Consider the following 19,478-nt stretch of genomic DNA (forward strand, 5'->3'; position numbering starts at 1 on the left):
GCGGCCGTGCGGCCCGCGTGGCAGGTTGGATACAGCACCATTCTGAGGAGAGGGCGGCGATCATGCGAGCTCACCTCGGGGACCAACTCGTCATCGAGAGCCCGGCGACCGGTGTCGCCAGGCGCGACGGCGAGATCGTCGGACTGCACCACGACGACGGAACGCCCCCTTACGACGTACGGTGGTCGGACACGGACGAAGTGACGCTCGTGTTCCCCGGGCCCGACGCCCACATCCGCCACCTCGATCACGAACAGACCGCGTCCGAGCGCGGAGAACGGACGAGGGCCGTGCCCTCCGCCACCCGTCCGGCCGGAGCGACCGACGCCGGGGACATCGGCCGGCGCGTCGCCGAGGAACGGCGCAGGCGCGGGCTCAGCCGGGAGGTCACCGCCGGCCGCGCCCGGATGTCGCCCGACTACCTCGCATACCTGGAGGAGAGGCCCGCCGACCCGACTCTGGCGACCCTCATCAGACTGGCCGACGCGCTGGGCACCACGGTCGCGGCGCTGCGTGGCGGAGGGATGGATCTCCCACCGGGCCAGGGCCGTGCCCTGCTCCACCCCCGGCTGCGAGACCTCGGCCCGGAGGAATGCCGCACCCTGCTGTCCACGCACGGCGTAGGGCGTGTGTCGGTGTCGGCGCCCGACGGCCGCCCGGCGGTCGTCCCGGTCAACTACACGATCGTGGGCGACACCATCGTCTTCCGGACCGCGCCCGGCTCCGTGCCCGCGGCGGCAGCGGGCACGGAGGTCGCCTTCGAGGTCGACCACGTGGACGACGCTCTGAGCCAGGGCTGGAGCGTGCTCGCCGTCGGCCCCGCGAGCGAGGTGACGGATCCGGAGGCGACGCGCAGACTCACCCAGCACGCGCACACCACCCCCTGGGCCGGTGGTGAGCGCGAGATGTGGGTGTCGATCCGGCCCACGAGCCTCACGGGCCGCCGGATAACCCCGGCGGACCAGTAGCCGGCCACGGTCCACCCGCCCCGCGCGGTGAACCGGAGCGCCAGGTCGCCCTCGGGCACCACACCGACGACCCGCTCCCCGCCGCTGACATGGTGTTCGTCCTGAGGGGGTCGGCTCGGCCACCGACCACCGGCCCACCGGCAGCGCGGCGGCCCGGTGGCGTGTCGCGGCGTGGAGCAGTCAGTGCGACGGTATTCACAGGGGGCTCTCGGCGACCGGAGGCGAAGGCGGTGACGGTGATGGACCTCCCACTGGTTGTGGGCGTCGACGGATCGGACTCCAGCCTGGCGGCGGTCGACTGGGCCGTGGACGAGGCGGCACGGCACGGGCTGCCCCTTCGCCTCGCCCATGCCTCCCTGTGGGAGAGCTACGAGGGGGTCCAGCCGTCCTTCACCAGGGACCGCCCGGCCGACAAGGTCATGGCCGAGCACATCGTCGCGTCCTGCGTGGAACGGGCCCGGCACCGCAACCCCGAAGTGAAGGTCTCGGGTGGGGTACTGGCCGAGGACGCGGTGTCGGCGCTGCTTCGGGCGGGCCCCGAGGCGTTCGCTCTGGTCACGGGCTCACGCGGGCGAGGCGGGATCGCCGGGATGCTCCTGGGGTCCGTGAGCCTCGCGGTCGCGGCACGCGCCGTCTGCCCGGTCGTCGTGGTGCGGGGCGCGGATCCGAACCGCCGGGAAGCCCTGGGCCGCGTCGTCGTGGGGGTCGGGGACGCGACCGGCAGCGCGGCGGCGGTTCGGTTCGCCGTCCGCGAGGCCGAGGTGCGCGGCTGCGCCCTGACGGCCGTACGGGCCTGGTGCCACCCGTCGCAGGAACCCGTGGACCACATGCTGATCGCCGACGACGCCGCCCGGCTGCGCGAGGAGCGGGCTTCCACCTACCTCGACGACGCGCTGCGCGAGGCCGCGCGCAAGCACCCACAGGTCGATGTCCGACGTCAGCCGCTCGAAGGCCCCGCCCACCGGGTTCTCCTGAGGGCGTCGGCCGAGGCCGACCTGATCGTCGTCGGCGCCCAGCGACGGCACGGATACTTCGGTCTCCAGCTCGGGAGGGTCGCGCACACCCTCCTGCACCACTCCGACTGCCCGGTCGCCGTCGTACCGCAACCGGCCTGACACGCACCACTCGTACGTGGGCTTCCAGGGCCTCCGGAGGACAGGAAGGTGGCGGATGCCGGAGTGGACGTGGGAGTGGACGGGCTACGACCCCGCCACCGAGCGCTTGCGCGAATCCCTCTGCACCCTGGGTAACGGATACTTCGCCACGCGGGGCGCGCTGCCCGAGCGCCGGGCCGGCCTGGTGCACTACCCGGCGACCTATGTGGCCGGCTGCTACAACCGTCTGGAGTCGACCGTGACGGGACGGCGTGTGGTGAACGAGGATCTGGTCAACCTCCCGAACTGGCTGCTTCTCCGATTCCGTCTGCGCCCCGCCGAGGGAACGTGGGGTCCGTGGATCTCCCCCGGCACCCACACCCTCCTCGACCACAGGCACACCCTGGATCTGCGCCGGGGCACGCTCACCCGGTCCTTCCACCACCGGACGGGCGGGAGGGGTGTGCTCGGCGTCGAGCAGATCCGCCTGGTGCACATGGGGGATCCCCACCTGGCCGCGCTGCGCACGGTGGTCACGGCCGAGGACTGGTCAGGCGAGATCGAGATCGAGAGCTCGATCGACGGTGAGGTGATCAACGGAAACGTGCACCGTTACCGCGCCCTCAACCGCCACCATGTGACCGATGTGCGCACCGGCGCCCACGAGCCCCACACCGTCTGGCTGACCTGCCGGACCAGCACGTCGCGCATCTCCGTCGCCCTGGCCGCCCGGACCACGGTCACCGCCGACGGGGTTCCGGCCTCGTCGGTGCTCCGCCCCGGTCGCCAACGCGCGGTCCACCGACTGGTGATCGCCCTCGCAGCGGACCGGACCATCACCGTGGACAAGACCGTGGCGCTCCACACCTCGCGGGACACGGCGATCAGCGACCCACTCGGCGACGCGGTCGACCGGGTGAGCACGGCACCGGACTTCCGGGCTCTGGTGGACTCCCATGCCGCCGTCTGGAAGCGGCTGTGGCGACGCGCGGACATCCAGGTGCCCGGAGAAGCCGGCCGCATCCTGCGCTTCCACCTCTTCCACGTCCTGCAGACGCTGTCGCCCCACACCGCGGACCTGGATGTGGGAGTGCCCGCCCGGGGGCTGCACGGCGAGGCGTACCGCGGGCATGTCTTCTGGGACGAGCTCTTCGTCCTGCCCTACCTCAACCTGCACTTCCCCGAGATCTCACGATCCCTGCTGGACTACCGCTACCGGCGGCTCCCGCGCGCCTGCCGGACCGCGGCCGCGACCGGCCGATCCGGCGCGATGTACCCGTGGCAGAGCGGCAGCGACGGCCGTGAGGAGTCCCAGGAATGGCACCTCAACCCCGCCTCGGGCCGCTGGCTGCCGGACCGTTCCCGCCTCCAGCACCACGTGGGTTCGGCGATCGCCTACAACGTCTGGCAGTACTGCGAGGCCACCGGCGACACGGAGTACCTGCACACCAGGGGCGCCGAGATGCTGTTGCAGATCTCCCGCTTCTGGGCGGACCTCGCCGCCTTCGACCCCGGCACGGGCCGCTACCGGATCCGCGGGGTCGTCGGCCCCGACGAGTACCACGACGGCTATCCGGGTGCCCCCTGGCCGGGGCTGGACGACAACGCCTACACCAACGTCACCGCGGCCTGGGTCCTCACCCGCGCCCTGCATCTGCTGCGGCGCCTGCCCGCATGGCGGCGCGAGGAGCTGCTCGACCGACTCCGGCTCGAAGCCGGCGAGTTGCAGGAGTGGGAGGAGGTCTCCCGCCGGCTGCGGGTGCCGTTCCACCGGGGAGTCATCAGCCAGTTCGAGGGCTACGACGACCTCGCCGAGCTGGACTGGGACGCCTACCGTGCGCGCTACAGCACCATCCGCAGGCTGGACCGGATCCTGGAAGCGGAGGGCGACACGGTCAACCGCTACAAGGCGTCCAAGCAGGCGGACGTCCTGATGCTCGGCTACCTGTTCTCACCCGCCGAACTGCGGGCCCTGTTCCGCCGTCTCGGGTACGACCTGGACGACGACATCTGGCGCAGCACCGTCGACTACTACCTGCGGCGCACCAGTCACGGCTCCACCCTCAGCGAACTCGTCCACGGCTTCGTCCTGGCCAGGGCCAGACGGGCCGAAGCATGGCAGTACGTGCACGAGGCCCTGGAGGCGGACGTCGCCGACATCCAGGGCGGCACAACCGGCGAGGGTGTCCATCTCGGGGCCATGGCCGGGACCCTCGACCTGGTCCAGCGCGGCCTGTCGGGACTGGAGACACGTGAGGACGCCCTGTGGCTGGACCCCGTGCCGCTCCCGGCCCTCTCCGAGTACGGGTTCACGGTGCACTATCGCGGTCACTGGGGCGTAGGCGTACACCGCCGGAGCGGGCAGTTGGAGATCAGCGTGCCGGACTCGGAGGAATCCCCGATTCGCGTGGTGCTGGCCGACCGGGCGGTGACCATCGCGCCGGGGGAAACCCGCTCGCTCGTGGTGCCGGACCCCCCGGACCGCTCCCCGGCTCGGCGTTCTCCAATCGGCGGTGCTCGACGATCATGGTCTTGACAGTGCGAACCAGGGGTTACGGGAGGCCACGAGAGCATCGCCGACGCGCGCCCCTCCGTGTCAGATGTCCGCCTTGGCGCGAGACCCCGTCAGTGTAGTTCTCGCGTAGCCTCCCGTTGCGCGTGTTCCCCTTCAGTCACGTCAGCCCGAACAAGAGCCTCCCGGCCTCCCGTGGGGTCCCCGGCGGCCTCTCGCGCCCGTGGCCGCACCGCCGTGGCGCCGGCCGGGCGCCATTCGTCATGCGAGCCATGCGGACTCGTTGTGACGTATGCGTGGGGAGACGTCCGAGTGGCCCGCGACAGCGCCCGTGGTGCCGGGTACAGCCGAGTGCCCCAGGTGCCGGTGCACGAAGTGGATGGCCATCGCGCCCTCACCGGCCGCGGAGGCCACCCGCTTCACCGAGCCGCTGCGGACGTCCCCTACCGCGAAGACCCCGGGCAGGCTGGCCTCCAGGGTCATGCACGAGCGCCCGCGGCCGTGCCACACCTCGGGGTGGGCGCAGGCTTCCTGGGCCTCCGGCCCGGTGAGGACGAAGCCGCGGGAGTCGAGGGCGATGATGCCGGCGAGCCACTCGGTGTGGGGGTCGGCGCCGGTGAAGACGAACAGGCTCCGTACCGCGAGCCGGCGGTGCCCGCCCGTGCGGTTGTCGACCACGTCGAGCTCCTCCAGCACTTCCTGGCCGATGACCTCGGTGACCTCGGTGTGCAGCATGACCTCCACCCGCGGATGGCGCTCGACCTGGTCGACCAGGTAGCGGGACATGTCGGCCTCAAGGCTGGCTCCTCGGACCAGCAGGTGCACCTTCGGCGCGTACCCGGCGAGGAACAGCACCGCCTGGCCCGCCGAGTTGCCTCCGCCGACGACGGCCACCGGGTCGGTGCGGCACTGCTGGGCCTCGTAGACGGTCGCTGAGTAGTGCACGCTCGTTCCCTCCAGGCGTTCGATGCCGGGCACCTGGAGCCGGCGGTAGCGGGCACCCATGGCCAGGACGATGGCGCGGGCGGCGATCTCGCTGCCGTCGGCGAACGCCACCACGTAGTGGTCCTCGTCCTTGGGACGGAGACCGGTCGCCTCCAGCGGAATGCTGATCCTGGCGCCGAACTTGTCGGCCTGGAGCACGGCCCGTTCGGTGAGTTCGGCGCCGGAGATGCCGGATGGGAAGCCGAGCAGATTCTCGATGCGGGACGACGTGCCGGCCTGGCCGCCGGTGGCCATCGCCTCCACCACCGTGGTGCTCAGGCCCTCGGAGGCCGCGTACACCGCTGCAGCGAGGCCGGCGGGTCCGGAGCCTACGATGAGGACGTCGCCGTGACGGTTTCCGGCGGGTAGTGACGGCAGGCCGATGAGCCGGGCCAGTTCCGCGTTGCTGGGGTTGCGCAACAGGGTGGTGTCCCGCCAGATGACGAGTGGTGTCTCCGCCGGGCCGACGCCGAAGCGGCGCAGCAGTTCCTCGGCCTCCTCGTCGGTCTCCAGGTCGATCCAGCGGTGCGGCAGCCGGTTGCGGACGGCGAACTCGCGCAGCCGTCTGGTGTCGGGCGAGTAGCGCGAGCCGATGATGCGGAAGCCGGCGCCCTGTCCGACGAGCAGCGCGCGACGGCACAGACAGGCGCGCAGCACGATGTCCCCGATGGTGGAGTCCTGGGACACCAGGTGGCGCAACTGGTCCAAGGAGACGACGAGAACCTCGCCCGGCTCCTTGGCGACAGCGGTGTAGAAGGCTACCTGTCCGTACAGCAGGCCGAGTTCGCCGATGAAACGACCGGGGCCGTGCACGCGCAGCACGTGCTCCTCGGGAGTGCCGTAGTCCTCGACGACGGCGACGGTACCGCTGAGGACGACGAAGAACGTCTCGCAGCGCTCCCCCTCCCGGATCAGCACGTCGTTCGGAGCCATGTTCCGGCGTTGCCCGTGCTCCCCCAAACGTGCTGTCTGGTCCTCCGTGAGGCGCGGATACGCACCGTAGATGTCCGGGGTCTCCCAGAAGGCGGCCTCGTCCGCTTCCTCCGGCACCGGTTCTTCGCCCGGCAGCGACTGGTCGCCGGACATCAGACGAACGCCTCGTGAACGTAGCACCAGCGCCATTCCTCGCCGGGCTGGAGCGACTGCACGATCGGATGGGCGACGGCAGCTGCGTGCCTGCGCGCGTGCTTGTTCGGCGAGGAGTCGCAGCAGCCGACGTGCCCGCAGGTCAGGCAGAGCCTCAGGTGGACCCACGGGGAGCCGAGCGTCAGACACTCCTGACATCCTTCTGGGGTCAGCGGCTGGACCGGCCGGACGAGCGCGAGGTGGGGGTCTGCGTGCAGGGTCATCCGGATCACCCTTTCCGGGCGGTGATCGACTGTTCCACCCACTGGCGCAGAGCGGGGGCGGGCACCGCCCCCGCCTGCCGGGCGACCGTCTCGCCCTGGTCGAGGATCAGCAGTGTCGGTACGGCCTGGACCTCGAAACGCTGCGACAGTCGTGGGTTCTTGTCGACGTCGACCTTGACGAGTTTGATTCGGCCGGCGAGATCGGTGGCGACCTTCTCCAATGCGGGGCTGACCATGCGGCAGGGGCCGCACCAGGTGGCCCACAGGTCGACCACGACGGGGAGGTCGGCCCTTTCGGCGACCTCGGTGAAGTCGTCGTCGCCCGCGTCCACCATCCACGGCAGGGGCTGCTCGCAGTGGCCGCACCTGGGGCGGCCCTCCGCGGCCACGGGCACCCGGTTGGTGCGCCCGCAGTTGGGACACCTGACGGTCGTCGCCTGCATCGTGCTCATGCCGCCCGCGCTCCCCTCACGTTCTCCGGCTGGTCGTAGGTGACCACCAGTTCTCCGTGTTCGGCGTCGACGCGGACCGTCGCGCCGTCCTGGACGTCACCGCGCAGAAGGGCGCGCCCGACCATCGTCTCGACCTCGTGGGAGATGTAGCGGCGCAGCGGCCGGGCCCCGTATACCGGGTCGTATCCCTGGTGGGCTATCAACTCCCGGGCCGCTTCGGTGAGTTCGATGGTGATGCGGCGTTCGGCGAGCCGGCGGCGCAGCTCGTCGAACTGCAGCTCCACGATCCGCTCGATCTGCCGCTCACCGAGCGGTTTGAACAGCACGATGTCGTCGACGCGGTTGAGGAACTCCGGGCGGAAGTGCCCGCGCAGCTCGCCCATCACCAGGGCGCGGGCGTCCGGCTTGATCTCGCCCTCGGCGGTGGCTCCGTCGAGGAGGTGCTCGGAGCCGATGTTCGACGTCATGATGATCACGGTGTTGCGGAAGTCGACGGTTCGGCCCTGGGAGTCGGTGATGCGGCCGTCGTCGAGGACCTGCAGCAGGGTGTTGAAGACATCGGTGTGCGCCTTCTCGATCTCGTCGAACAGCACGACCGAGTACGGCTTGCGGCGTACGGCCTCGGTGAGCTGGCCGCCTTCCTCGTAGCCGACGTATCCGGGTGGTGCGCCCATGAGCCGGCTGACGGTGTGCCGCTCCTGGTACTCGCTCATGTCGAGGCGGACCATGTTCTCCTCGGAGTCGAACAGGGCCTCCGCGAGGGTCTTGGCCAGCTCGGTCTTCCCGACGCCGGTGGGGCCGAGGAAGATGAACGAGCCGATGGGGCGGCGCGGGTCGCGGATGCCGGAGCGGGCGCGGATGATGGCGTCGGCGACGAGTTTGACGGCCTCGTCCTGGCCGATGACGCGCTCGCGCAGGATCTCGTCGAGGCGCAGCAGCTTCTCGCGTTCGCCCTCCTGGAGACGGGCGACGGGGATGCCGGTCCAGGCTGCGACGATCTCGGCGATCTCCTCCTCGGTGACGACCTCGCGCAGCAGCCGGTTCTGCCCTTGTTTGGTGGCCAGTTGCTCCTCCTCTGCCTTCAGCCGGCGCTCCAGGTCCTGGAGGCGGCCGTAGCGGAGTTCGGCGGCGCGGTTGAGGTCGTAGGCGCGTTCGGCCTCCTCCGCCTCGTGGCGGACCCGCTCCAGTTCCTGGCGCAGCTCCTGCACGCGGCGGATGGCCTGCCGTTCGGCCTCCCACTGGGCGTGTTTGGCGTCGGCCTCGCCACGCAGGTCGGCCAGTTCCTTGCGCAGTTCCTCCAGGCGAGTTCTGCTGGCGGGGTCGGTCTCCTTGGACAGGGCCGCCTCCTCGATCTCCAGGCGGGTGACGCGGCGGGTGATCTCGTCGAGTTCGGCGGGCATCGAGTCGATCTCGGTGCGCAGCCGGGCGCACGCCTCGTCGACGAGGTCGATGGCCTTGTCGGGCAGGAACCGGTCGGTGATGTAGCGGTGGCTGAGGGTGGCCGCGGAGACCAGTGCGGTGTCCTGGATCTTCACGCCGTGGAAGACCTCCAGGCGTTCGCGCAGTCCGCGCAGGATGGAGATGGTGTCCTCCACGCTCGGCTCGTCGACCAGGACCTGCTGGAAGCGGCGTTCGAGGGCGGCGTCCTTCTCGATGTGCTTGCGGTACTCGTCGAGGGTGGTGGCGCCGATCATGTGGAGTTCGCCGCGGGCGAGCATCGGCTTGAGCATGTTGCCCGCGTCCATGGCCCCTTCGGCGGCGCCCGCGCCTACGACGGTGTGGAGTTCGTCGATGAAGAGCAGGATGCGCCCCTGGGCGGCCTTCACCTCGGACAGGACGGCCTTGAGGCGTTCCTCGAACTCGCCGCGGTACTTGGCGCCGGCGACCAGGGAGCCCATGTCGAGAGCGAACACCGTCTTCTCGCGCAGGCCCTCGGGGACGTCGCCGCGAACGATGCGCTGGGCCAGGCCCTCGACGATGGCGGTCTTGCCGACGCCGGGATCGCCGATGAGGACGGGGTTGTTCTTGGTCTTGCGGCTGAGGATCTGGGTGACGCGGCGGATCTCCGCATCACGGCCGATGACCGGGTCCAGCCGCCCGGACCGAGCCTCGAGGACGAGGTCACGGCCGTACTTCTCCAGAGCCTCATAGGCCACTTCGGGGTTGGCGGAGGTGACGCGCTGGTTGCCGCGGACCTGGGTGAGCGCGCCCAGGAACGAATCCCGGGTCACGCCGTGCTCCTTGAGCAGGCGTCCGGCGGCGGTCGCCGAGCCCTCCTCGGCCAGGGCGAGCAGGAGGTGCTCCACCGACACGTACTCGTCCTTGAGGCGTTTGGCCTCCCGCTCGGCGGCATCGAGCAGGCGGGACAGGCGCTGAGTGACGAAGACCTGGCCGGGTGCCGCGCCGGGACCGGTGACCTTCGGGCGGCGGGAGAGTTCCTCGCGCACGGCCGCGCGCAGCTCCTTCGGCCTGGTGCCGGCCTGTTGCAGCAACCGTGGGATCAGACCGTCCTCCTGATCGAGAAGCGCGAGCAGCAGGTGTTCCCCGTCGACCTCGGTCTGCCCCATGCCGACGGCCGCGCTCTGGGCCGCCTGGAGGGCTTCCTGGGACTTCTGGGTGAGACGGTTCATGTCCATGGGGGTGTTTCACTCCTCGTACCGGCGCGGCGCAGGGCGGCTTCGAGCAAGCTGATGCGGTCCAGCAGGTCGAGCACCAGGCCGATGGATGCGTAGTTGAGGCAGAGTCCGGTGCGCAGCCGCTGGATACGGGCGAGAACCGCCGGAGCCGTGGGGTCGAACACCAGTCGCCCCCCGGAGTCGCGTTCGGCGTCGACCAGGCCGAGGGCGACGAACCGGCGGATCAGATCGGGGTGGAGGCCCGAGCGACGGGCCACGGCGGCCAGGGAAAGCCTGGGGACGGGCACGAGCGCGTACCGGACAGCCGTCGAGGCGGTGATGTCGGCGCCCGTTCGTACCGGACGGGCGCCCACCCCGGCCCGGCCGATGCCTCCCGCTCCCGCGGGTCGTTCGTTCATCGCGTCCTCCTGGGGTCGAACGTGGAGGTGGCGGCGAGCTCCTCGAACAGTTCGCGCTCCCGGTCACCGAGGGCGGGAGGCACCATGACACGGAGCTCGGCGTACAGGTCGCCGTTCGCGCCCCGCGGGTTCGGCATGCCCTCGCCGCGCAGCCGCAGCCGCCGGCCGCTGGACGAACCTGCGGGCACCGTGACCTTGGCAGTGCCGCCGCCGGGCGTCGGCACCGGCACGGTCGCACCCAGGGCCGCCTCCCACGGCGCGACCGGGACCTGGACGTGTACGTCACGGCCGTCCAGCCGGAACCGGGGATGGGACTGGATACGCACCCGCAGGTACAGGTCGCCCGCGGCGGCGTCACCACTGCCCCGGCCACCTTCACCGGCCAGCCGGATGCGCTGCCCGTCGGTGACGCCCGCTGGCACGTCGACCTCGTAGCGCCGCGGCTGCCCGGTGGAGCCGGCGAGCGTGACGGTGCGACGGCCGCCTCGGTACGCCTCTTCGACGGTGAGCGGCAGTTCGGCCTCCTGGTCCGCTCCGGGGACGCCGCCCCGGGCGGCGCCGGCTCCGAACACGGAGCCGAGCAGGTCCTCGATGTCGATGCCCTCCGCGCCGAAGTCGTCGCCGAAGCCGGTGGCGTACCGGACGCGAGGACCGCCACGGCCCGCGGTCCTCCGACCGCGGAAGCCGCCGCCCGCTCCCGCCGCGACCCGTTCGTCGAAGTCCTCCGGGATCTTACGGAAATCCTCGCCGAAGCGGTCGTAGCGGGCTCGGGTCTTGGGATCGGACAGGACGCTGTATGCCTCGTTGAGGTCCTTGAAGCGCTCCTCCGCCCCGGGATCCTTGTTGACATCCGGGTGGTACCTGCGGGCGAGTTTGCGATATGCCTGCTGGATCTCGTCCTGGCTCGCGGTCCGCGACACGCCCAGTACCTCGTAGAAGTCCCGTGCCATGACCGGTCACTCCCGCTTCGCGACCGTCACGGCGGCGGGCCTGAGCTGCCGTTCGCCGTCCCCGTAGCCGGGGCGCAGCACCTCGACGACGGTGCCCGGTGGGGCGTCGGGGTCCTGGACGACACCGACCACCTCGTGCCGGGCCGGGTCGAAGGCGACGCCGGTCTCCGCATACCTGGGGTAGCCGAGCAGTTCGAGGGCGTTCACCGCCTGGTCGCGTACGGCTCGTACGCCCTCCACGATCGCGCCCGGATCGGCGCCGGCGTGGGTCAGGGCGAGTTCGAGGTTGTCGAGGACGGGCAGGAAGGCGGCCGCCGTGCGGGACCGCTCGACCGCCCGTTCGCGCTCCAGTTCCCTGGCGTGACGCTTGCGAAGGTTGTCGAGGTCGGCGAGTGCGCGCCGCCAGCGGTCCTCCAGTTCCTGGATCGCGGTCGTGTACTCGTCCTCGGCACGCGCGGGGCCGGCGGCATCGGGTCCCGGTTCGCCGTTCGCCGCTTCGGGCCGGGGCGGGCTCGGTTGGGGCAAATCCCCGCGAGGAGGGCGTCGGGCGCCTTCCGGGACCCGTACGCCCTGATCCGAGGCGGCCCGGTCGGGTTCCTGGGGGTGGGTGGGCATGGCGCACCTCAGCCCTTGTCGAACTCGGCGTCGATGACATCATCGTCACCGCCACCGCCACCCGTGGGACCGCCGGTGGCGGCCGCCTGGCCGGGACCGCCGTCCTTGGCGGCGGCGCCGCCCTGATGGGCCGCCAGCCCGGCGAGCACCTGCTGGAGTTCGGAGGTCAGAGGCCGCACGCGCTCCGCACCCGCCTCGTCCTTGACCGCCGCCCGGGCGTCGGACACGAGCATCTCGGCGCGTGCCTTCTCGTGCGCGGGCGCCGCGTCGCCCAGTTCTGCGAGGCGCTTCTCGACCTGGTACGCGACGGCGTCGAGTTCGTTGCGGGCGTCGACGGCCTCGCGGAGTGCCTGGTCCTGGCCCCGGTTGCGCTCGGCCTCCTGGACCATGCGTTCGACCTCACTGCGGTCCAGGTTCGAGCTCTCGCTGATGGTGATGCCCTGTTCCTTGCCGGTGTCCCGGTCGCGGGCCTTCACGTTGAGGATGCCGTTGGCGTCGATGTCGAAGGTGACCTCGATCTGTGGTTCGCCCCGCGGTGCCGGCCGGATGTCGGTGAGCTGGAACCGGCCCAGCACCCGGTTGTCGGCGGCCCGCTCGCGCTCGCCTTGGAGGACCACCACATCGACGGCCGGCTGGTTGTCCTCGGCGGTGGAGAAAGTCTCGCTGCGGCGCACCGGGATGGTGGTGTTTCGCTCGATGATCTTCGTCATCACTCCGCCGCGCGTCTCCACGCCCAGCGACAAGGGTGTGACGTCGAGCAGCAGGACGTCCTTGACCTCGCCCTTGAGCACCCCGGCCTGGATCGCGGCGCCCAGGGCCACGACCTCGTCGGGGTTGACGCTCATGTTGGGTTCCTTGCCGCCGGTCAGCCGGCGGACCAGAGTCTGGACGGCGGGAATGCGGGTGGAACCGCCGACGAGGATGACCTCGTCGATGTCGCTCTCGCCGACCTTCGCGTCGGCCATCGCCTGCTGCACCGGTCCCAGACAACGCTCCACCAGGTCGCCGGTGATCTGCTCGAAAGTGGACCGCATGATCGAGTCGGTGAGGTGCTTGGGGCCCGATGCGTCGGCGGTGATGAACGGCAGGCTGACCTGCGTCTGCGTCACCGAACTGAGCTCGGTCTTGGCCTTCTCCGCCGCCTCGAACAGTCGTTGCAGCGCCTGCGGGTCCTTGCGCAGGTCGATGCCGTTCTCCTTCTGGAAGTCGTCCGCGAGGTAGTCCACCAGACGCCGGTCGAAGTCGTCGCCGCCCAGGTGGCTGTCACCGGCGGTGGAGCGCACCTCCACCACGCCGTCGCCGACGTCGAGGATGCTCACGTCGAAGGTGCCGCCGCCCAGGTCGAAGACGAGAACGGTCTCGTGCTCCTTCTTGTCCATGCCGTACGCCAGGGCGGCCGCCGTCGGCTCGTTGATGATCCGCAGCACCTCCAGTCCGGCGATCCGTCCGGCGTCTTTGGTGGCGGTACGCTGGGCGTCGTTGAAGTAGGCGGGCACCGTGATGACCGCCTCCGTGACCCGCTCCCCCAGTTGCTTGGACGCGTCGTCGGCGAGTTTGCGCAGCACCTGTGCGCTGATCTCCTCAGGCGCGTACAGCTTGTCGCGCACCTTGAAGCGGGCCGCCCCGCCGTCGCCCTCGACGACGTCGTATGCCACCGCCCTGGCCTCGTCGGAGATCTCGTCGAAGTGCCGGCCGATGAACCGCTTGGCCGAGTAGATGGTGCCCTTGGGGTTGAGGATCGCCTGGCGCCGGGCCAGCTGGCCCACCAGACGTTCCCCGGTGTCGGTGAAGGCCACCACGGACGGTGTCGTGCGGTTGCCCTCGCTGTTGGGCACGACGGACGGCTCGCCGCCCTCCCACACGGCGATCACCGAGTTGGTGGTGCCCAGGTCGATGCCCACTGCCTTGGCCATGAGGAACTCCTCCCGGTGCAGCGCCTGCGTCGACTCTCCGGATCACGGTCGTTCGGACAGAGGTGGGACTCCGCCGGTTTCCCACCGGTGCGCACGGAGGGTCTCGGGCCCTTCCCAGGGTGACGAACCGGGTGGCTCCACGCCTACGCCTGGCGAGTCAGGAATGCACGGGTCCGGTCGCCCCACGAGTACGAGAGAAAAGAACCCACGCGTGTCGGGTAGCCGACCCGGGACCGGGTACGCGAAAGCCGCTCACCTCCGAAGGACGGAGTGATCTCCCATGGTCGGCAGTCGGGCGTACAGCCTGTACCACCGCTACTCCGACGGGACGCGCAGCCTTCCGCGGGGCAGCGCCGGGCGGCGCCCCGCGGCCGCGCCCAGGCGGCCCCGCCCGCCCGCTCGCACCCCAGCCGCCCATGCCCTCCTCGAACTGATCACGCTCTCCCGCGCCCAGTTCGACGCTCCGGACGAAGGCGAGATCCTGCACCTGGCCATGGATCACATAGTCGCCGCGGGGCCCTACAGCGCCGAGGCCGGATATCTCAAGGTGGGCGGCGACCTGGTCCCCAGCCCGTGGAACGGGCGAACGCATGCCTTGACCGTGGGCCGGAGGGTGCGGGAGCTGGCCGGGCAGGACGGCGACGTGACCATAGCCGGCAGGCCCTGGGGCCGGGCCCTGGGGCTACGCGAGCCTGGGGTCCTCCACGGCTACCTCGTGGTCACGTCCCGCTCCCGGCCCACCAAGGCCGAGCGATCCCTGCTCTCCGTACTCGTCCGGCACACCGCTGCTGCACTGTCAGTCGCCTTCGCACACCGCAGCCAACGCGAGGAAGCGCTGGAGCTGCACCGGCTGAGGGAGGAACGCACAGCCCTCCAGCGGAAGCTGATCTCTGTGGTGGCTGAGCTGGGCTACGAGCGAGCCGTTCACGCTCTCATGGCCGACGTCGCTGCCTCGGGTGGCGGTGAGGAAGCTGTCACCCGCGCACTGCACCGGCTCACAGGACTTCCCGCGCTGGTCGAGGACCGCTTCGGCCGGCTGAGGTCCTGGACCGGTCCCGACCGCCCCGTCCCCTATCCCGAACCGGACCCCGTGCGCCAGGACGAAATGCTGCACGCTGTCGCCAAAGAGGCCGGGCCGGTGCGGATAAGGGACCGGCTGATCACCCTGATCCGCCCGCACGGCGAGATCCTCGGCGTGCTGGCGCTGGTCGACACCCGGGACGAGGCCGACGAGCACACCGTCCTCGCGCTGGGACACGCCGCCACGTCGCTCGCCCTGGAGCTGACGCACCTGCGCAATCTGGCCGAAGTGGAGCTGAGGCTGCACCGCGAGCTGGCCGACGACCTCCTGGCAGGGACGGACGAGCCGAGCGCCTACGCCCGGTCCGAGGCAGTCGGACACGACCTGCACGGCAGCCACTACATCGTCGTGGTGCAGTGGTCGAACCGGACTGCGGACGATTCCTTCGCGCAGACCGTGGGTCGGGTGGCCGCTGCGGTGGGCATGCGCTCGCTGCTGACCCGCCGCTCCGACCACGTCGTCCTCATCACTGGCGACAGGCCGCACGCTCGCGCGTTGTACGAAGCGCTCGCCCGAGAGAACGGGACACGGTCCGGGACGATCGGGGTGAGCGCCCCTTGCGACTCCGTGGACGACCTCCCCCACCACTACCAGGAGGCGCAGCGCGCCCTGGACGTGCGCCGCCACTCCCGCGAGCGCTACGGCACGTCATTCTTCGACGAGCTCGGCCTCTACCGCATCCTGGGACCCGGCAGCGGTCACCGGGAACTGGAGACGTTCGTCCAGGAGTGGCTCGGGCAGCTCATCGACTACGACTCCCGGCATCACTCGACCATGGTGGAGACCCTGTCCCGGTACTTCGACTGCGGCGGCAACTACGACGAGACCGCCGACTCCCTCGCGATCCACCGCAGCACGCTGCGCTATCGGCTCCAGCGCATCCGCGACATCAGCGGCCACGACCTCGCGAACGTCGAGGACCGGCTGAACCTCCAGGTGGCGACCCGGGTGTGGAAGATCGTGCTGGGCGGACCCGGCTGATGCCTCACTGAACCTCTGCGCGAGCGGCGTCAGTAGCAGTTGGGCAGGCTGCCCCCGTTACAGCGCTGCCGTGGCACCAGCCTCGAAGGGGCCGAGAAGGTGTCCGACGCCGCCTGTGGACCACAGCAGCGCGAGCATCAGCGGACGCTCCGGCAGTGTCGCGGCCTGAGCGAGGCGAACGCGGGGGCCGGACACCACCGATGGGTGACGTCCGGGCCCCGGCCGGGCGTCACAAGGCGATGACGTGGAGGTCGACCAGCTCGAGCGTCGCTCGCAGAGCCGAGCTGGGCCGCCGGGTCGACGACGTGCCGAGATGCGTGCTCCAGCGGAGCGTGGTGTCGTGGACGTCCAGGACGTGCAGGCCAGGGGTGCGGGCAACGGCGAACGCGGGCAGGAAGGCGATGCCCGGTCCGTGCCGGACCAGTGCCGCCCCCATGTCGATGTCGGGCACTTCCAGTGCCACCCGGCGTACGACGCCCGCCGCCGCGAACGCCCGGTCGACCACCTCGCGGTTGGCGTAGCCCGGCGGGAAGTCCACGAAGGGCTCCCCCGCGAGGTCCGCAAGTGCCACCTTCGACGAGGCGTGCCCGCCGCCCAACGGGCCCACGCCCCTTGAGATGCTCTGGGGGGGGTGCCAGGGTGGCGCTCGGTCTCCGGTATCTCACGAGACACCTCACCGTATGGAGAAGAACGGCCGCCGCTGCCTGCTCTTCGGCCCCACCCCTGCAATTGGCTGGCCGAGGGATGCCTGCGCCCTTCGTGCTGCTCTGCCAGGGGAAGAGGGGGCGCGCTTTTTCGGCCTGGAGTGCGGAGGCGCCCAGCAGGGGGCTCTGCGAATCTCGACCGGGTAACAGCCGATGGCGGCGCGGGCGGGAGCGAACGGCGCCGTCCGTTCCCGGTGAGGAGGCGAGAGGCATGACCGTGATGGGTGTGTCGAAGTTCGAGAGGTTCTTCCGCGCCGCCGCAAGCCTCGACGTGGACAGGAACGACCTGAAGCGGTACGGCGATTTCGTCGACGCCAAGCTCTACGACCTCCTGGTCGTCGGCCAGGCGTCGGCCAAGGCCAACGGCAGGGACACCGTCGAACCGTGGGATCTACCGATCACCAGGGGCCTCCAGGAGAGCATCCATCGGTTCCGGCGGCTCGACGAGGAGGTCGAGCTGAAGCCGGTCCTGGAACAGCTCGCCACACACCCTCCCCTCGACAGGACACCCACCCAGGAGGCCGAGGAGCGCTACCCCGAGATCATCGGCGGTCTCAGCGTCGCTCTCGCCGAGACGTTCGAAATCGTGTATCCGGATGTCAAGAACCCGCAGACCAGTCACTGGGAGGGCGTTACAGCCGTGTTCGACCGGCTGCTGTAGCGGTAGCGCCCCGGTGCATGTCGCCGGCTCGTCTCAGGCCGGGAAGGCCGAGCCGCCCCGGATCGTCCCGGACACCAGTATTCCGGCGCCCGTGACGACGGCTGGACGAAGGTCGTCCTCACTCGGACGGCAGCGTTTACTGAGCGCGCGCAGACATGCTCCAGGGGCACCTCCGGGCCTTGCAGTCCGGTCCGGGAAGGGAATGCGGACGGCCCTGCTGGGTGTCCCAACCGCTCGCGTCCCAAGAACCGGCGACTCGTGAAGGGAGCCGTACCATGACACAGGAACTCCGGGGGATGCGGGTGGGGATTCTGGCCACCGACGGCGTCGAGCGCGTGGAACTCGACCAGCCACGCGGCGCGCTGCAGGGCGCGGGGGCGAAGACCGAGATCGTCTCGCTCCACCACGGCGAGATCCAGGCCCGCCAGTTCGACCTCAACGCGGCCGGAACCTTCCCCGTCGACCGCCTGGTCGCCGACGCCTCCGTCGACGACTACCACGCCCTGCTCCTGCCCGGCGGCACCATGAACCCTGACCAACTGCGCATGGACCGCGACGCGGTGCAGTTCGTCAAGGACTTCATGGCCAGCGGGAAACCGGTCGCATCGATCTGCCACGGCCCGTGGACCCTGGCGGAAGCCGACGCCGTACGCGGCCGCCGCCTGACGTCCTGGCCCAGCATCCGCACCGACCTTCGCAACGCCGGCGCGGAGGTCGTCACCGACCAGGAGGTGGTCGTCGACGGGCAGTTGGTCACCAGCCGCGGCCCGGCCGACCTGCCCGCTTTCTGCGCCGCCGTCGTGGAGCAGTTCGCCCGGGCGCATCACCCCATGCCCGGCTGACCCGGGGGCCTGGTCGCAGGCGGTGGGAGCAGGCGGTGCACGGTGACATCCGCCACAAGCTGGAACGCGGCATGGCGACGCGCGGGACCCCGCGCCCCGGAGCCGGTTGAGTGCCAACCGAAGTGCTTCGTCACACCTGGCTACCGCCGTACGCGGGGCATTCCCAGGCCGATCCAGGAGATGATCTCCCGCTGGATCTCGTTGTTGCCGCCGCCGAAGGTGAAGATGACCGCCGAGCGGTAGCCGCGTTCCAGTTCGCCGTGCAGGACGGTGTTCGCCGAGCCCTCCTTCAGGGGGCCGGCCGCGGCGACGATCTCCATGAGCCAGGCGTAGGCGTCCCGGCGGGCCTCGGAGCCGTAGACCTTGACGGCGGAGGCGTCCTGTGGGGTGAGGGTGCCGTCCTGGACGGCGGTGACCATCTGCCGGTTGAGGAGTTTGAGCGCGTCGAGGCGGGTGTGGGTGCGGGCGAGGAGGCGGCGTACCCAGGGCAGGTCGGCGACCCGGCGGCCGTCGCCGAGCTTGGTCTCCATCGCCCAGCGCTGCACGTCGTGCAGGGCGCGGATCGCCATGGTGCCGTGGGCGGCGAGGGTGACGCGTTCGTGGTTGAGCTGGTTGGTGATCAGCCGCCAGCCCTCGTTCTCGGCGCCGACACGGCGGGAGACGGGGACGCGGACGTTCTCGTAGTAGCTCGCGGTGGTGTCGTGGGAGGCGAGGGTGCGGATGAGGGTGCAGGAGTAGCCGGGGTCGGAGGTCGGCACCAGCAGCATGGTGATGCCCTTGTGCGGCGGGGCCCCGGGGTCCGTGCGCACGGCCAGCCACACCCAGTCGGCGGTGTCGCCGTTGGTGGTCCAGATCTTCTGGCCGTTGACGACGTACGCGTCGCCGTCGCGGACCGCGCGGGTCTTCAGGGACGCGAGATCCGTGCCCGCGCCGGGCTCGCTGTAGCCGATCGCGAAGTCGATCTCCCCGGAGAGGATGCGCGGCAGGAAGTACGCCTTCTGCTCGTCCGTGCCGTACCGCATGATCGTCGGCCCGACCGTGTTGAGCGCCATCAGCGGCAGGGGTACGCCGGCCTGCGCGGCCTCGTCGAAGAAGATGAACTGCTCCATCGCCGTCATCCCGCGCCCGCCGTACTCCTCGGGCCAGCCGACGCCGAGCCAGCCGTCCGCGCCGAGCCGGCGGATGGTGTCGCGGTAGAACCGCTTCTGCGCGGCCGGGTCGGCGTACCGGGCGTAGGCGTTGTCCGGAACCAGCTCGGCGAAGTAGGCCCGCAGTTCGGTGCGCAACCGCTGCTGCGCGGGCGTGTGGTCGAGGTGCACGGCGCCTCCAGGCTCCCCA

16 protein-coding genes are annotated in these 19,478 nt (G+C 70.7%); 6 read left to right on the top strand and 10 right to left on the bottom strand.

From position 1 onward, the window contains the following. The first annotated feature begins 62 nt into the window (after positions 1-62). From IE273_RS17920 to IE273_RS17930, 3 genes are all read left to right on the top strand, one after another. Entirely contained in the window at positions 63-968 is a 906-nt protein-coding gene (locus tag IE273_RS17920; protein WP_189816184.1) for a pyridoxamine 5'-phosphate oxidase family protein, read from the top strand. A 239-nt stretch (positions 969-1,207) separates the two neighbouring features. Beyond that, positions 1,208-2,083, top strand: coding sequence for a universal stress protein (locus tag IE273_RS17925; protein ID WP_189816185.1), 876 nt, complete (start codon positions 1,208-1,210; stop codon positions 2,081-2,083). A gap of 55 nt (positions 2,084-2,138) precedes the next feature. Beyond that, on the top strand, positions 2,139-4,598 hold the full coding sequence (locus IE273_RS17930; protein ID WP_189816186.1) for a glycoside hydrolase family 65 protein: 2,460 nt from the start codon (positions 2,139-2,141) through the stop codon (positions 4,596-4,598). Positions 4,599-4,835: 237 nt separating this feature from the next. On the opposite strand, the gene IE273_RS17935 is transcribed toward IE273_RS17930, so the two are convergent. From IE273_RS17935 to dnaK, 8 genes are read right to left on the bottom strand one after another with little or no spacing between them, the layout of a single operon-like run. After that, positions 4,836-6,644, bottom strand: a complete 1,809-nt coding sequence (locus IE273_RS17935; protein WP_189816187.1) for an FAD-dependent oxidoreductase — start codon at positions 6,642-6,644, stop codon at positions 4,836-4,838. After that, positions 6,644-6,907 (bottom strand): UBP-type zinc finger domain-containing protein, encoded by a 264-nt coding sequence (locus tag IE273_RS17940; RefSeq protein WP_189816188.1) that lies wholly within the window; start codon positions 6,905-6,907, stop codon positions 6,644-6,646. Before IE273_RS17940 ends, IE273_RS17935 begins: the two co-directional genes overlap by 1 nt. Positions 6,908-6,912: 5 nt before the next feature. After that, a complete protein-coding gene (gene trxA, locus IE273_RS17945; RefSeq protein ID WP_189816189.1) occupies positions 6,913-7,359 on the bottom strand; it encodes a thioredoxin in 447 nt (148 codons plus the stop codon). Beyond that, positions 7,356-9,995 carry an ATP-dependent chaperone ClpB gene (gene clpB / locus IE273_RS17950; protein WP_189816190.1) on the bottom strand — a complete coding sequence of 880 codons (2,640 nt, stop codon included), beginning with the start codon at positions 9,993-9,995 and terminating at the stop codon, positions 7,356-7,358. Before clpB ends, trxA begins: the two co-directional genes overlap by 4 nt. Beyond that, positions 9,986-10,393 carry a chaperone modulator CbpM gene (locus IE273_RS17955; protein WP_189816191.1) on the bottom strand — a complete coding sequence of 136 codons (408 nt, stop codon included), beginning with the start codon at positions 10,391-10,393 and terminating at the stop codon, positions 9,986-9,988. The genes clpB and IE273_RS17955 overlap by 10 nt, the downstream gene beginning before the upstream one ends. Next, positions 10,390-11,343, bottom strand: a complete 954-nt coding sequence (locus tag IE273_RS17960) for a DnaJ C-terminal domain-containing protein (protein WP_189816192.1) — start codon at positions 11,341-11,343, stop codon at positions 10,390-10,392. The genes IE273_RS17955 and IE273_RS17960 overlap by 4 nt, the downstream gene beginning before the upstream one ends. Positions 11,344-11,349: 6 nt before the next feature. Next, positions 11,350-11,958, bottom strand: coding sequence for a nucleotide exchange factor GrpE (locus tag IE273_RS17965; protein ID WP_189816193.1), 609 nt, complete (start codon positions 11,956-11,958; stop codon positions 11,350-11,352). An 8-nt stretch (positions 11,959-11,966) separates the two neighbouring features. Continuing rightward, positions 11,967-13,871, bottom strand: a complete 1,905-nt coding sequence (gene dnaK / locus IE273_RS17970) for a molecular chaperone DnaK (protein ID WP_189816194.1) — start codon at positions 13,869-13,871, stop codon at positions 11,967-11,969. Between the two features lie 280 nt (positions 13,872-14,151). Between dnaK and IE273_RS17975 the strand changes: the two genes are divergently transcribed. Continuing rightward, positions 14,152-15,933 (top strand): PucR family transcriptional regulator, encoded by a 1,782-nt coding sequence (locus IE273_RS17975; RefSeq protein WP_189816195.1) that lies wholly within the window; start codon positions 14,152-14,154, stop codon positions 15,931-15,933. Positions 15,934-16,162: 229 nt separating this feature from the next. Here the strand turns inward: IE273_RS17975 and IE273_RS17980 are convergent, their stop codons facing one another. Beyond that, the gene (locus tag IE273_RS17980) at positions 16,163-16,540 is read right to left on the bottom strand and encodes a LysR substrate-binding domain-containing protein (protein WP_308437043.1); all 378 of its coding nucleotides are present in this window, start codon (positions 16,538-16,540) and stop codon (positions 16,163-16,165) included. 308 nt (positions 16,541-16,848) lie between these two features. Here IE273_RS17980 and IE273_RS17985 point away from each other — a divergent pair, with 308 nt between their 5' ends. Together IE273_RS17985 and IE273_RS17990 are read left to right on the top strand one after the other, a co-directional pair. Beyond that, positions 16,849-17,298, top strand: a complete 450-nt coding sequence (locus IE273_RS17985) for a DUF1931 family protein (RefSeq protein ID WP_189816196.1) — start codon at positions 16,849-16,851, stop codon at positions 17,296-17,298. 275 nt (positions 17,299-17,573) lie between these two features. Next, complete coding sequence (locus IE273_RS17990; protein ID WP_189816197.1) at positions 17,574-18,140, top strand: type 1 glutamine amidotransferase domain-containing protein; 567 nt, start codon at positions 17,574-17,576, stop codon at positions 18,138-18,140. A 140-nt stretch (positions 18,141-18,280) separates the two neighbouring features. Here IE273_RS17990 and IE273_RS17995 read toward each other — a convergent pair whose 3' ends face one another. After that, positions 18,281-19,459: an acyl-CoA dehydrogenase family protein gene (locus IE273_RS17995; RefSeq protein ID WP_189816198.1), complete on the bottom strand. Its 1,179-nt coding sequence runs from the start codon at positions 19,457-19,459 to the stop codon at positions 18,281-18,283. Positions 19,460-19,478: the final 19 nt, after the last annotated feature.

The organism is Streptomyces olivaceoviridis (assembly GCF_014650115.1).
Classification (GTDB): domain Bacteria; phylum Actinomycetota; class Actinomycetes; order Streptomycetales; family Streptomycetaceae; genus Streptomyces; species Streptomyces olivaceoviridis.

Bases quoted from the DNA above. Each gene is read 5' to 3' on its own strand.
- IE273_RS17920 (WP_189816184.1), top strand. From the start codon at position 63: ATGCGAGCTCACCTCGGGGACCAACTCGTCATCGAGAGCCCGGCGACC.
- IE273_RS17925 (WP_189816185.1), top strand. From the start codon at position 1,208: ATGGACCTCCCACTGGTTGTGGGCGTCGACGGATCGGACTCCAGCCTG.
- IE273_RS17930 (WP_189816186.1), top strand. From the start codon at position 2,139: ATGCCGGAGTGGACGTGGGAGTGGACGGGCTACGACCCCGCCACCGAG.
- IE273_RS17935 (WP_189816187.1), bottom strand. From the start codon at position 6,644: ATGTCCGGCGACCAGTCGCTGCCGGGCGAAGAACCGGTGCCGGAGGAA.
- IE273_RS17940 (WP_189816188.1), bottom strand. From the start codon at position 6,907: ATGACCCTGCACGCAGACCCCCACCTCGCGCTCGTCCGGCCGGTCCAG.
- trxA (WP_189816189.1), bottom strand. From the start codon at position 7,359: ATGAGCACGATGCAGGCGACGACCGTCAGGTGTCCCAACTGCGGGCGC.
- clpB (WP_189816190.1), bottom strand. From the start codon at position 9,995: ATGGACATGAACCGTCTCACCCAGAAGTCCCAGGAAGCCCTCCAGGCG.
- IE273_RS17955 (WP_189816191.1), bottom strand. From the start codon at position 10,393: ATGAACGAACGACCCGCGGGAGCGGGAGGCATCGGCCGGGCCGGGGTG.
- IE273_RS17960 (WP_189816192.1), bottom strand. From the start codon at position 11,343: ATGGCACGGGACTTCTACGAGGTACTGGGCGTGTCGCGGACCGCGAGC.
- IE273_RS17965 (WP_189816193.1), bottom strand. From the start codon at position 11,958: ATGCCCACCCACCCCCAGGAACCCGACCGGGCCGCCTCGGATCAGGGC.
- dnaK (WP_189816194.1), bottom strand. From the start codon at position 13,871: ATGGCCAAGGCAGTGGGCATCGACCTGGGCACCACCAACTCGGTGATC.
- IE273_RS17975 (WP_189816195.1), top strand. From the start codon at position 14,152: ATGGTCGGCAGTCGGGCGTACAGCCTGTACCACCGCTACTCCGACGGG.
- IE273_RS17985 (WP_189816196.1), top strand. From the start codon at position 16,849: ATGACCGTGATGGGTGTGTCGAAGTTCGAGAGGTTCTTCCGCGCCGCC.
- IE273_RS17990 (WP_189816197.1), top strand. From the start codon at position 17,574: ATGACACAGGAACTCCGGGGGATGCGGGTGGGGATTCTGGCCACCGAC.